The 12670-nt window shown below is 66.5% G+C and carries 14 protein-coding genes; 5 read left to right on the forward strand and 9 right to left on the reverse strand.

The features are described from left to right. Positions 1-68 precede the first annotated feature (68 nt). Positions 69-509 (forward strand): holo-ACP synthase AcpS, encoded by a 441-nt coding sequence (gene acpS / locus OG874_RS43655; RefSeq protein ID WP_330252871.1) that lies wholly within the window; start codon positions 69-71, stop codon positions 507-509. A 67-nt stretch (positions 510-576) separates the two neighbouring features. On the opposite strand, the gene OG874_RS43660 is transcribed toward acpS, so the two are convergent. Together OG874_RS43660 and OG874_RS43665 are read right to left on the reverse strand one after the other, a co-directional pair. Next, entirely contained in the window at positions 577-819 is a 243-nt protein-coding gene (locus tag OG874_RS43660; protein WP_330252872.1) for a hypothetical protein, read from the reverse strand. A gap of 43 nt (positions 820-862) precedes the next feature. After that, positions 863-1549 carry a TetR/AcrR family transcriptional regulator gene (locus OG874_RS43665; protein WP_330257667.1) on the reverse strand — a complete coding sequence of 229 codons (687 nt, stop codon included), beginning with the start codon at positions 1547-1549 and terminating at the stop codon, positions 863-865. Between the two features lie 245 nt (positions 1550-1794). Between OG874_RS43665 and OG874_RS43670 the strand changes: the two genes are divergently transcribed. Next, the gene (locus tag OG874_RS43670; RefSeq protein ID WP_330252873.1) at positions 1795-3045 is read left to right on the forward strand and encodes a hypothetical protein; all 1251 of its coding nucleotides are present in this window, start codon (positions 1795-1797) and stop codon (positions 3043-3045) included. Positions 3046-3557: 512 nt separating this feature from the next. On the opposite strand, the gene bcp is transcribed toward OG874_RS43670, so the two are convergent. Further along, positions 3558-4028, reverse strand: coding sequence for a thioredoxin-dependent thiol peroxidase (gene bcp / locus OG874_RS43680; RefSeq protein WP_330252874.1), 471 nt, complete (start codon positions 4026-4028; stop codon positions 3558-3560). Between the two features lie 94 nt (positions 4029-4122). Between bcp and OG874_RS43685 the strand changes: the two genes are divergently transcribed. Then, positions 4123-4344 carry a DUF3618 domain-containing protein gene (locus OG874_RS43685; protein WP_330252875.1) on the forward strand — a complete coding sequence of 74 codons (222 nt, stop codon included), beginning with the start codon at positions 4123-4125 and terminating at the stop codon, positions 4342-4344. Between the two features lie 58 nt (positions 4345-4402). Here OG874_RS43685 and OG874_RS43690 read toward each other — a convergent pair whose 3' ends face one another. Then, positions 4403-4699 (reverse strand): excalibur calcium-binding domain-containing protein, encoded by a 297-nt coding sequence (locus OG874_RS43690; protein ID WP_330252876.1) that lies wholly within the window; start codon positions 4697-4699, stop codon positions 4403-4405. Positions 4700-4863: 164 nt separating this feature from the next. Beyond that, the gene (locus OG874_RS43695; protein ID WP_330252877.1) at positions 4864-5841 is read right to left on the reverse strand and encodes a pirin family protein; all 978 of its coding nucleotides are present in this window, start codon (positions 5839-5841) and stop codon (positions 4864-4866) included. A gap of 57 nt (positions 5842-5898) precedes the next feature. Between OG874_RS43695 and OG874_RS43700 the strand changes: the two genes are divergently transcribed. Next, a complete protein-coding gene (locus OG874_RS43700; protein ID WP_330252878.1) occupies positions 5899-6363 on the forward strand; it encodes a MarR family winged helix-turn-helix transcriptional regulator in 465 nt (154 codons plus the stop codon). Position 6364: 1 nt separating this feature from the next. On the opposite strand, the gene OG874_RS43705 is transcribed toward OG874_RS43700, so the two are convergent. The 3 genes from OG874_RS43705 to OG874_RS43715 all read right to left on the reverse strand — a co-directional run bounded on the left by OG874_RS43705 (position 6365) and on the right by OG874_RS43715 (position 8419). Then, positions 6365-6676, reverse strand: coding sequence for a hypothetical protein (locus OG874_RS43705; protein WP_330252879.1), 312 nt, complete (start codon positions 6674-6676; stop codon positions 6365-6367). A gap of 100 nt (positions 6677-6776) precedes the next feature. Further along, complete coding sequence (locus OG874_RS43710) at positions 6777-7391, reverse strand: transglycosylase SLT domain-containing protein (protein WP_330252880.1); 615 nt, start codon at positions 7389-7391, stop codon at positions 6777-6779. A gap of 557 nt (positions 7392-7948) precedes the next feature. Then, positions 7949-8419: a MarR family winged helix-turn-helix transcriptional regulator gene (locus OG874_RS43715; RefSeq protein ID WP_330252881.1), complete on the reverse strand. Its 471-nt coding sequence runs from the start codon at positions 8417-8419 to the stop codon at positions 7949-7951. A 76-nt stretch (positions 8420-8495) separates the two neighbouring features. Here OG874_RS43715 and OG874_RS43720 point away from each other — a divergent pair, with 76 nt between their 5' ends. Continuing rightward, complete coding sequence (locus OG874_RS43720; protein WP_330252882.1) at positions 8496-8870, forward strand: cupin domain-containing protein; 375 nt, start codon at positions 8496-8498, stop codon at positions 8868-8870. Between the two features lie 143 nt (positions 8871-9013). On the opposite strand, the gene car is transcribed toward OG874_RS43720, so the two are convergent. Then, entirely contained in the window at positions 9014-12526 is a 3513-nt protein-coding gene (gene car, locus OG874_RS43725) for a carboxylic acid reductase (RefSeq protein ID WP_330252883.1), read from the reverse strand. Positions 12527-12670 lie beyond the last annotated feature (144 nt).

Genomic DNA, 12670 nt, shown 5'->3' on the forward strand with positions numbered 1-12670 from the left:
GTGCGGCCGCTACGGCGGCCGCACTCTTACTTTTTTATTGAGCTCGAAGGCTGAGGAGCGGTGACGCATTGACCATCCTGGGGATCGGCTTGGACTTGGTAACCATCTCCGAGTTCTCCGAACAGTTGCAACGGTCCGGAACCACCATGCTCCGGGAGAGTTTCACCGCCGGTGAGCGGCGTTACTGTCAGAGCAAGGGCACCGACCCGGCGCGTAGTTACGCGGTCCGCTGGGCGGCCAAAGAGGCGGTCCTCAAAGCGTGGGCGACATCCCGCTTCGCCCGCCGCCCGCAAATCGGCGACAACCCGTACCCCCTCATCGAGGTGGTCAACGACGCCTGGGGCAGGCCGAGCATCAAACTGCACGGACTGGCCGCCGAATTCCTGCCCCGCGTAAGGGTTCACCTGTCGCTGACACATGACGGGGATACGGCTGCGGCCATGGTGGTGCTCGAAGACCCGGGCGAACTAGCCGACCTCATCGAGGGCCGCGAAGCATCCAGCAGCTGATCCGGCCGAACATTTGACGGCATGCCGATTCGTTTCGGCGAACATTGTGACGACGGGTGCCTCGATCTCAGTGTTCGCCAATCGAATTGGGCCCCGTAGTTGGATCACAGTTCGAGATCGGCCCAGCGTTCGACATGGCACGGCGTCCGGCAGTCTCCAGTGCACTGGTAAGCCGTCGACTGGCGGTCTGATGCTCCATGAGCCCGTGCCGCGCCATGATCTCGTCAGCGATCCACAACGGGCGTCCATCGCGCAGTTCGATGAAGTCGGCGATCTCCTCCGGCAACTGCTGCAGCGCTTCCCGGGTCATGGACTCGGGAAGATCCGGCGGCTCTATGGGCGGTGGCCGAATGCTAGCGCTGGCCGCCGGTGCGGGATTCCTTCTCGGCGACCATCAGATACGCCACCATCAGGCGCTTGAGTTCGGATACCGCTTCGGTGTTGCTCTGCTCGTCCTGGACGGAGAAGTTGAGCATCGAGTAGACGACGTGCACCAGCACCTCGGCCATCATGGTGCGGCGGGCGCGCGGCGTACGCGGGGTCAGTGGCCGCAGCATCTGCGAGACGACCTCGGCGAATTCCTTTTCATGGATCGCGCCGGTGGCCCGAGTGGATGGGGTGGACTGCATTGCCAGCCACACCTCACGCCGGGACGGGTCGGTCATCCACAGATTCGCCAGGTGGTCGACGAACTGGTTCATATGCCGCAGCCAGTCCAGGGACGGAATCCCGCCGTGGAAATCGGCGAGCTCCTGGGAAACGGCAACGAGGTCTTGGCGATTCAGCTCACAGACAATGACGTACTTGTTGGCGAAGAACTGATACAGCGTGCCGATCGGCACCTCGGCCCGCGCCGCCACCTCTTCGCAGGTGAACGATTCGAACCCGACCTCGACGAGCAACTCCCGGGACGCCTGCAACAGGGCATCGAACTTGCGTTTACTGCGTTCCTGAGTAGGCCTGCGCCGCGGCATGAGCTCCTGCGGGTCGTCCTGCAGGTCCAACGCAGGGTCCAGACGTCGCTTAGACCTGGCCTCCATGCGTACATCCACCCATCAAGGCTAGCGGTATCGACACACGTGCGACACGCGCACGGTAGCTGTGTATTCAGGACTATCACAATTCATCACCCATCCAGGCCGGATATGGCGTCGAACACATTACCGAGCGTGCGTGCATCACAACGCTCGTTTCGGGCCGGGGAATCCAAGGGGCTCAGGGGTTTCGGCAAGCTCGTGAGCTCGGTCAATGCACTGGGAAGGCGTGATCCGTGGTAGCTCGATCCGTGGTAACACTAGGCGTTTCCACCGAACGCGGCACCGTTCACGCGGTAGCCCTCGCCGAAAGCGGCGAGAAGCTACCCGAGCGCGTGCTGCTGCAACGGGTCGTGAAGACCCGTGGCGACTCCAAGGCGGACCTCGCGGTCGCGGTCGAAACGGCGATGAATTCCCTCGCCGCCGAGATCGGGCCGGATCAGGAGATCGGGGGCACGGCGGTCGTCTACCGCGATGCCGCCGAGCGCCGCGCGGTCGTCACCAGGTTGGCCTCCGGGCCGTGGCATACCGCCTCGCTGGTGTCGGTGAAGTCCGCACATCTGAGCGTGGCCGGCGTCATGACCTGGCTGAAGGAATTCGACGACCTACTGATCTGCGAGGTCGTCCGCGGGTATCAGTCGTTCACGCTGGTCGATCGCAGGCGCAGTCGGGTGCTGGCCGCGACGAGCCAGGCGGGTGGTGCGACGGCGGAGGCGCTCGACGTCGCGGTGGCGACGGCCTGGGATCAATTCGAGGCGGCCGCCGCCCGGCCGGATGCCGTGGTGCTGATCGGTTCCGGTGCGGAAGGATCGGTGGTGGCCACGGCGATGGACGGATTCGGTGCGCCGGTGATTCCGTGCAAGATCGCGACATCCGCCACCGCGGTCGGTGCGGCGCTGTGCGCACTGGCGGAGGCGGCGGGTGTGGATGAGCCGATCGAACGGGCCGCCCGGAGCCCGCGCGGCAGCGCCGTACTGTTCGCCGCGGCCAGTGTGCTGGTGGGCGGACTGGTGGCGGGCGGGGTATACGTGACCAACAATTCCTCGCGGAACACGGTCGTCGCGGACGCGCGGGTCGCTGCGGACGCCCGCGTGGTCGACAGGGGCACCGGAGGCTCCAGCGCGGGCTCCTCGGTGCAGCCGAACCTCTACCCGTTCGATCGACCGGAAGCGCGTCGGCCAGCGGCCGTCGTCCCCGACTCGACCGTGGTCCAGCTCGACGTGGGCGATTCAGCGCAGTACACCGTCCAACGTTGGGGACCTCCGCTCCCACTGTCCCCCTCCGACACCGTGCACGAGAACGAGGCGTCGGTGCCGACGCCGCAGATGCCTGGCGCCGCCATCCCCGGCCCCACCGCAAGGGTCGGCGCCCCCAATGGCTCCATGCTGTTCCCGGGTGAATCCCCGCCCCCCGCGGCCTTCACCCCCGAGTCCTACCGCTGGTGGGACAACCACTTCCGCCTGCTCCTGCAATGGGCGGCGCAGCAGATACTGCCGATCTAGGCGACCGCATCGCAGACCATTGAAAGGTCCGGCGCCCTTGCGGCACCGGACCTTTCGCCATATCGGATCGCTCCGTCCATGGCCCGATGCCGGAACAGCACACCGGCCCGCGATGTACCCGACCGCCGCGATACCCCGCGCACCGGCCGACGGTCGGCAGCGCACTGTCGCCGATCGGCGTGCCGAGCAGCAACCGCGCATGGTCTCGGTCACCGGCTGGTTTTCGGCGAACCAGTGCAGCCGGCTCGGCATCGACTGCGGCGGCAGGAACGCACTGCCGACATAAGGCAGGAACATGAAGACGAAGGTGAACCCGGTGCCGGGTACGACGACTACGCGATACAGCTCGGTCGGGTGATCACCCCGCAGCGCTACCCGGCACTGGCGCGCGATGTCCGCGCAAGCCTTCGACCAGGACGAAGCCCTAGCTCACCCACCCCGGCGATTCAGCGGCAACGGGCCGAAACCACTGCCCGGCAACGCATCCACCGCCGTCGTGCGGTCGTCGATTCCTACACCGACAGGTCGCGACGCAGTTTGGCGACGTGGCCGGTGGCGCGGACGTTGTATTGGGCGACTTCGATCTTGCCCTTCTCATCCACCAGGAAGGTGGAGCGGATGACGCCGGTGACGGTCTTGCCGTACATCATCTTCTCGCCGAAGGCGCCCCAGGTGGTGAGCACCGACCTGTCCGGATCGGACAGCAGCGGGAAGGTGAGTTTCTCGGCATCGCGGAATTTGGCCAGCTTCGCGGGCTTGTCGGGGGAGATGCCGACGACCTCGATGCCTGCGCCCTCGAGTTCGGCGAGGTTGTCGCGGAAGTCGCAGGCCTGCTTGGTGCAGCCCGGCGTACTCGCGGCGGGGTAGAAGTAGACGATCACCTTGCGGCCGCGGTAGTCGGACAGCGACACATCCTTGCCGTCGGCATCGGGCAGGGTGAAATCGGGGGCGGGATCACCAGGGGAGAGTCGTTTGTCGGTCACGCCTTGCACGGTAACCGAACGCCCCGACACCGAGTACATCTATAGACTCGTCGGCGGGCGCGGTTCGCGGCACATCGGACACAGGAGGACATACGTGGCTAGGGATACCGAGCGGATCGAGCGGGAGATCGAGGCCGCACGGACACGGCTCGCGAGCACGCTCGACGAAATCGCCGTGCGCGCCGATCCACAGCGCATCGCCGACAACACCAAGCATGTGGTGCTGGCGAAGCTGAACCAGCCGAAGGTGAAGTACAGCCTGATCGGCGCGGCCGCGGTGGTCGTCGGGCTGGTGCTGCTCAAGATCTTCCGCTGAGCCGAAACGAAAACACCCGGTATGGCCAGCCATACCGGGTGTTCTGCGTTACGGGCAATCAGACCGTCGGGCAGGCGAAGCCGTCGCCGTCCGGATCGAGATGCGGGCCGTAGCCCGGTTCTCCGCGGAACAGCGGTGCCCGACCGGCCGCGCGGGCCTCATCGCAGTTGGCGAAAGCGCCGCCGGCCGAGCCGGTCTGGGACAGGCCGGCCGAACCGGTGGCCGCCGAACCGGTATCGACGGCGGAAGAGCCCGTTCCTGCGGAACCGGAGGGGACATCGGCCAGGGCTGCGGGCGCGGCCAGGAAGGTCAGTCCCGCGATGGCAACGCTGACGGTGAGTCGGCGAACGTTCATACATTCCTCTGTTGTCTGCTGCGGTGGATTGCGCCCAGGGGGAGACGCCGCATCCACTGTTGTGACGGGCCGCGTACTTGTCAACTGCGTGGTAGCACAATTAGGGGCATCGAGGCCCAACAATAGGGACATTGCGGCGTGCTCTCAGCGATTGCGGCCGGTCGCTACTCGCCCAAACGTTTGCCCGCCGAGTGTTCGGCCGGGATATTTCCCATGCGTCCGGCCTGGTAGTCATCCATCGCCTGGATGATTTCGGCGCGGGTGTTCATGACGAACGGGCCGTACTGCACCACAGGCTCTTTGATCGGTTGGCCGCCGAGCAGCAGCACCTCGAGATCGCCGGTTCGATTGTGCTGCACCGGATCCGCGCTGACGGTGATCGAGTCGCCCGGACCGAAGACGGCCAGTTGTCCTTCGCTGACCGGCCGGCGCTCGGCGCCCACCGTTCCGCTGCCGGACAATACGTACGCCATCGCCGTAAACCGTTGCGGCCATGGAGTTTCCAGTTGGCCGCCCGGGGTGATCGAGGCGTGCGCGTAGGAGATCGGCGTATAGGTCGAGCCGGGGCCCTCGAAGCCGCCCATCTCACCCGCGATGATGCGCACCAGCGCGCCGCCGTCGTACGAGCTGACCAGTGTCAGCTCGCCGCCGCGCAGATCCTGGTAGCGCGGGGCGGCCATTTTCTGGGCGCGCGGCAGGTTGACCCACAGCTGGATGCCGTGGAACCAGCCACCCGCGATAACCAGGTCCTCGGCGGGCAACTCATCGTGCAGGATGCCGGAACCGGCCGTCATCCACTGGGTGTCGCCCTCGCTGATGACGCCACCGCCGCCGTTCGAGTCGTGGTGCACCATGGTGCCGTCCATGACGTAGGTCACGGTCTCGAAGCCGCGATGCGGATGCCACGGCGCGCCCTTGGCCTCGTACGGCTCGTAGGCCACCGGGCCCATCTGGTCGAGCAGGATGAACGGATCGGCCGAGCGCAGATCCATGCTGGGGAATGGTCTGCGCACTTCGAAGCCCGCGCCCTCGCGCTGCTTGTGGGCGGTGCTGATACCGCTGACCTTGCGTGCGCGGGTCGAGTCGGTGGGGCGGGGCAGTCGTGGCAGCACCATGATGTCGGGGACGGTGATGGCTGGCATGGGCACCTCCTGATGCTTGGTGTCCATGTCAACCAAAGACTGGCTAGGATCATTCCCGTGGTCCGATGGCTGAACGATGACGAGCAGGAGACCTGGCAGGCCTTCATCCGGCTACGCCAGCGGCTGGACGCGGTGCTAGCGGCCGGGCTGGCCCAGGACGGGCTGTCCGCCGCCGATTACGAACTCCTGGTGCCGCTGTCGGCCGCGCCCGGCGGCTGCCTGCGTGCCAAGGAGTTGGCCGCGGAGGTCTGCTGGGAGAAGAGCAGACTCTCGAAACACTTGGCGCGCATGGCCGCTCGCGGACTCGTCGACCGTCGCCCGGCGGAGGAGGACGCCAGGGGGATTCTGGTCGAACTCACCCCCGAAGGGCGCAAGGTGCTGGAAAAGGCCGCGCCGAACCATGTCGAGCTGGTGCGCCGGATCTTCGTCGATCCGATGACGCCCGCGGAGGCGCGGGCGCTGCGCGCACTGGCCGACAAGGTGATCGCCGAGGCCGAGCACGGCACCGAACTCGGTTACTGAATCACCACGGCGTAATCGGCGGTTTCACCCACAGCAGCTTTTCGTCGGCGTGATTACGGTGCGCCGCAGGATGATTCGGATGCCGAGCGGCCCAGGTGTCCTTGTCGTCGAGGAGTTGGGCAACATTCGTCCAGGTCTCGTCGGTGCTCGGCGGATTCGTCGCGGCCGCGCGCGCCAGTTTCCGCCGGAGCGCCGCGGACATGTCCAGCAGTTCGGCCCCGGTGATGCCGCGATCCCAGATATAGGTCGCGAGGCGGCGCGCCTTCTCGGCACGGCTCTTCGACGCGTGGTCGGAGTGGGCGTAATCGGTCATGGCGGGAGTCCACATCGGTGGTGGTCGGTCCTGGTCGACCCTAATGGAAACAACAACGCCTCCCTGCCGTCGGGCAGGGAGGCGTCGAGTGGTTCGTGGATCAGTACGCGCTGTTGACGTTGTCCATCGAGCCGTAGCGGTGCGCCGCGTAGTTGCAGGCCGCGGTGATATTGGCGACCGGTTCCCAGATGTCCCAGGCGGTGCCCTCGACGTGATAGGAGTTGAAGGTCGGGTCGATCACCTGCAGCAGGCCCTTGGACGGGATGCCTGCGGCGGCGTTGGAGTCCCAGAGGTTGATGGCCTGCGGGTTGCCGCCGGACTCGCGCATGATGTTGCGGTAGATGCCGTCGTAGCTGCCGGGGATGCCGTTCGCGCCCATGATGTCGAGGGCGTGGTGGATCCAGCCGTCGAGGTTGTCCTCGTAGACCGGGGCCGGCGGGGCCGGGATGGGCAGCTGCGGGAGCTCGGGCAGTGCGGGCAAGGCCGGCAGCGCGGGCAAGGCCGGCAGCGCGGCGTCGACCGGCGTGGCCTCGGCGGCGGGGGCGGGGGCGGGCTGCTGCTCGGCAACCATGGCAATGCGGGACGGCACGCTGTCGTCGGCCAAGGCCACCACCGAGGAGGTGCCGACGGCAATGACGCCCGCAGCGGCCACCGCGAGGGCGACACCATCACGAAGCGATGGCAGTCGGAAAGAAGAAAGGCGTAGGTCAGGCATTGCGAATCAGTTCCTTGATCGTGTCCACGGGCGATCTGGCTCGCTGCGGACAGTGCGAATCTCCAACGGGCACCCCGGTGGGCGGCCCGCCTGAATTGGTTCCTATGCTGTTTTCGGGTTTTGTTGTGAAGCCAGGCGGATTCCTGGCGCGCGATGCGGGTGAAAGCCACCCGGGGTCGGTGCCCGGCGGGTGCCGCTATCGCGCGGTGGAGAATCGGTCACGGGCTGTGGTGCCGCTGATATCTCCAGCGACCGCGGCGGGTGAACATGTCTGCCGTTGCGGTCGTTTTCCGAATGTGTGTGGATTACTCCTCGGTCTAACCAAACTTCAGGTCTGTTCGTGACCTGGTCTCAGCTTGGTCACGACTGGTTAACGCAGAGTGAACGAAGAGTGAATGAAGGATGTTGCCGATCTTGGAAAGCCCTGGTCATCCTTCTGGAAACGCCGTGTATGCGGGGAGTTTGCCTCTAAACAGGATGTGACGCAGGTCACGTAAATTCCAGGGTAACGGAGACCACTTCATTGCGATTCGGTGTCGTTTTGCCGTTTGCGCGGCTCACCAGGAGGCGGGTCGGACCCGTCCGGGTGCCACTACTCGGGTCAAAACGTTACGTAATTCGGCGACTGTGGAATCACCCAAAACGGACGCCCACTGGTCTGCGAAGTTCGCCGCCGCGGTATCGGCCGCGCGCGTGCAGGCCCATCCCTTGTCGGTCAGTGTGATCAGACGTGCGCGCGCGTCGTCCGGGTGCGCGTTGCGTTCGGCGTAGCCCTTGCGCACCAGCTCGTCCACCAACTGACTCGCGGCCTGTTTGGTAACCCCCAGATGCTCGGCCAGCTCGCTGACCGTCGCGCCGCCCGGCGCCAGCCGCACGAACGCGAACCCGTGCGTCGGCCGGACATCGGTGAACCCGGCCGCGACCACGCCGGCGTGGATGGCGTCGGTGGCGGCCGCGCCCGCGGCCAGTAGCAGCAGCGCGAGATCCTGGCCGGGCCGCAAGGTGGCGGCGGGTTTCAGGTCGGACATGAACTCCATCTTGACACAGATAGGCAAGTTGCTTGACTATATAGTCAATCTGCTTGACCAAATGAAGGAGCAAGACATGCCTGTGACCCGTGCCGCCGAGGCCGAAGTCCACGAAATGCACGGCACCCGATTCACTTCCTACATCCGCCCTGGCACGGGCAGCTCGGAACTCTGCGTCTGGCAGATCCGGATGCCCGCGGGCTTGAAAGGCGTGCCGCACAAGGTTTTACGCGAGGAGGCGTTCGTCATCATCCAGGGTGGCGTCACCTTGACCATCGACGGTGCGGCGGAGGCGCTCGCGGCGGGCGACGCGGCCGTCGCACCCGCCGGTTCGACCATCAGCCTGAGCAACCCGGGTGCCGAACCCGCCACCGTCCTGGTGACGGTCCCGGTCGGTTTCCGGGGTGAGCTCGCCGATGGCACCATCATCACCCCGCCCTGGGTGAGCTGACGGGCTGACGTCGGCCGTGTCGAACGACACACCCGGCGTTGCCGCGTCGACACCAACGAAAAATCCCCCGCCGACGTCGGACCAGCCCTGCAGCCCCTCCCGATCGAATTCCAGGCCGGAACCGAGAACCTCCTCTGCTCGGGTCAGAGGAGCTTCAGCAGGTGCAGGTCCTCGACGTACTTGTGGACAAGGGCGGGGGAAATGTGGGGGATGTCGGCGTCGGGGCCGAGCTTGGCCTGCTGCACGGCGGCGCGGAAGAGGTCGGCGGGGAGGACGGAGCCTCGTGTGGGTTCTCCGGGGGTTCGGTAGGCGTCCAGAAGCGGGAGGACGGATTGCTGGCGTTGCTGCTGGGGTAGGGCCAGCAGGGCGGCCTCGAAGCGGGACAGCCATTCGCCGTAGTCGTCGATGCGCTGGATGGTGTGGCCCTCGTCGATGAGCCAGTCGACGATCTCGTCCAGGGAGATGCCGTCGTCGTAGGGGTTCAGGACGTCGAAGCTCTGATAGCCGCTGGTGGCGCGGCCGCCGAGGGTGACGATCGCGTCGGCGGTGAAGTCGGCGGGCAGGCCGTCGTAGTGGGCCCGCTGCCGGTGGCCGTCGGAGTCGGTGCGGTAAAACGACTTCGGCGCCATACCGGTCGCCAGGATGCTGAGGAGCAGTCGGGTGAACATGTCGATCACGTTGAGCTGCCCGGGGTAATGGGTGTGCGCGAGGATCATATCGGAGCGGAATACCGCCGCTGGCAGCCCGAACTGCTCCTGGGCGTCCCGCAGCAGCACCTCGCCGGCCCACTTACTGTTGCCATAACCGTTGGCGTAGCTGTTGTCGAGTATCCGCTCCGGGCTCATCTCGCGGATGTCGCCGTCCTCGGCGAACCTCCCGGACGGCACCTGGCCGGCCACCGCCACCGAGGACAGGTACGTGACCGGCTTGCGCCTGCCGGTGAGGGCCAGCCGGATCACCTCCGCGGTGCCGACGACGTTGGGGCCGAACAGCTGATCGTAGGGCAGCACGTGGTTCACCAGCGCAGCCGGATGCACAACCATGTCGGCGGTGTCCGCCAGCCGCTGCCAATCCTCCTGCGTAAGACCGAGATTCGGGTAACCGATATCGCCGGGTAGCACTTGCAGCCGGCGTTCGGACAGCTCCTGGTAGTGCCGCAACAGCGCCGGATCGCCCGAGTCGAACACCGCGTCCAGCCGCGCACGCGCTGCGTCTGCGTCTTTGCCGCGGATGATGCAGATCAGGGTGCCCTCGACAGCGTCCAGCCGCTCCATCCACCGCAGGCACAGGAACCGGCCCAGGTATCCGTTGGCGCCGGTGAGCAGCACGGTCCGCGGCGACGTGGCCGCCGCAGGCAGCGCGGTCGCGGCCGCCAGAGTGCCGGCATCGATGAACTTCTCCAGGGTGAGGTCGGCGGCGCGGATCCGATCGCCGGTGCCGTGCACCGAGACCGCGGTCGGGCGCCGCCCCGCGGTAACCTGCTCCTGCTCGATGTATCTGGCCAGCTGTTGCAGATCGACCGCGGGACTGACGATCACGCCGACGGGCACCTGCATCCCGAAGATCTCCTGCAGCAGGTTGGACAGCGACAGTGCCGAGAGCGAATCGCCGCCGAGATCGCCGAAGTGCGAGTCGGGCCGGATATCGGCGTCGGCGCAGCCCAGTAGCGCCCGCACCGCCCGGTGCACGATCTCCGGCACCGGCCGGTCACCGATACCGCTTCGCAACGCGGTCAATTCGTCGGTCTGCTGCCGCTCCAGCTCCCGGTAGAGTTCCTCCAGCCGCTCCCCGTAGCGCTGCTTCAGCTTGGGCCGCAACAGTTTTCCGACACCGGACAGTAGTCCTTCGGCGCGGGTGAACGGGCGCGTCTCGATGATGATGTCGCGCGGTATCTCGTAGGAGGCCAGCCCGGCATCCTGCGCGATCTTCTGCAGCGACTGCAGTACGGCGGCCTTCAGATCGTCCGGATGCGCGTGCAGCGCCTCGTCGGTGGGCACCACCACCGCGAGCACGTAGGCGCGCTCGCTGGAGCCGTACACGTAGATCTGCCGGACCAGCGCGCTGATCGCGTACACGGCCTCCAGTTGGGACACGGCGACGAATTCGCCCTGCGACAGCTTCAGCACGTTGTTCCGCCGGTCCACATACACCAGTTCGTCGGGGCCGGTCTCGGCCATGATGTCGCCGGTGCGGTAGAAGCCATCGGTGTCGAACATCTCCGCGCTGAGTTCGGGCCGCTTGTAGTACCCGGGGAACATCGTCATCGTCTTCACCAGCAACTCGCCGCGCGGATGCGGCTGGTCGTCGTGGTGGTAGCCGAGTTCGGGCACGTCGGCGAGCTTGTAGTCCAGCACCTGGGGCCGGGCAATGTGGTTGTCCCGCATGATGCCTCCGGCCTCGGTGGAACCGTACCCGTCATGCAGCGGCAGTTCGAATACGGACTCGATGAAGGCCCGCGTGTCCGCGGACAGCGGCGCAGTCCCGCAGCTCATCGCAAGCACGCGGCCACCGAACTGCCGCTCCCGCAGGTCGATTCGTACCTCACGCTCGGCGGTGGTGCGATCGGCGCCGTCCGCTACGCGCTGTTGCACCTCACTGACGAACTCCTGGAACACCAGATCGCACACCCGCGGCACGAAGCCCACCTCGGTGGGCCGCACCAGCGCGAAATCCTCGAACAGGGTGGACATGTGGCTGCCGGCGGTGAAATACGCGGTGCCACCACGCATTAGCGTGCTGACCACCTGCATCCGCCCCGCCAGGTGGCTCTGTGGCATGTAGTTGAGCTCGATCGCGGGCAGCGAAGCGCCATCGGCTTCGTAGCGGGTACGCCACATCGCGGCCAGCATCTCCTCGGTATACATCGCGCCCTTCGGGGTGCCGGTGCTGCCGGAGGTATAGATGAGTAGGGCCAGCGGGTTTTCGTCGGCGGCGGGCACGAACAACGGGGCGGGGGGCAGGCTGCTGCCTCGGTCGAGCACGGTGTTCAGCTCGGCCACCACGATGGGACTGTCGGCCTGCGCCAAGCGTTCGCGGGCGCCCTCCATGGCGGCACGGTGGCTGTCGTCCTCGGGCTCGTAATCGAAGACCAGCAGTTGCTGCGGGGCGGCGGTGCCGGCGAGCACCGCGTCCACGGCCCCGTCGAGCATCTCCAGGCTACTGGCGAGCACCCGCGGGGAGGTCTCGGCGAGGACCGCCGCCCACTGCGCGGGCGTCGCGCTCACCTGCAGTGGCACCGATACCGCGCCCTGCCGGGTGCAGGCGAAGTCGACCGTGATGTAGCCGGGGCTGGTGAACCCGAGGATCGCGACGAAGTCACCGGCACGGACCGGATGCTGCGGGTCTCGGTGCCATGCGGAGGCCAGCGCACCCACCCGCGACCACAATTCCCGGTAGGTCATCGTGTCGAAGTGCGGCAACAGCCGTCGGACCCGGCGCCCGGCGGAGTCGGTGCCGAGTTCCGTACCGCGCATGCCCAACGCCGACCTGTCGGCATACCCGTCCGCGAGGGTGTCGACCATCTGGGCCAGTCGCAGGCCGGGCCGCACGGCGGCGGCGATGATCTCCTCCGACGGCATGGCATCGTGCACCTGCTGGTCGGTGAAGACCCGGTCGATGCGGTGCTGCTGTTCGGTTTCCCATGTATGCGTCGCCATGGCCGTTCTCCCTGGGGCATTCGACGGACTACAACTAGAGAAAACTTCTGGCAAACTAAAAGTTTACGTCCGTGCCTGCGGCGCGCGCCACGATCACGATGATTACTGTGCGGGCGATGTGCCAGCACTCGATGGTCAACCGGT

The organism is Nocardia sp. NBC_00565 (genome assembly GCF_036345915.1).
Classification (GTDB): domain Bacteria; phylum Actinomycetota; class Actinomycetes; order Mycobacteriales; family Mycobacteriaceae; genus Nocardia.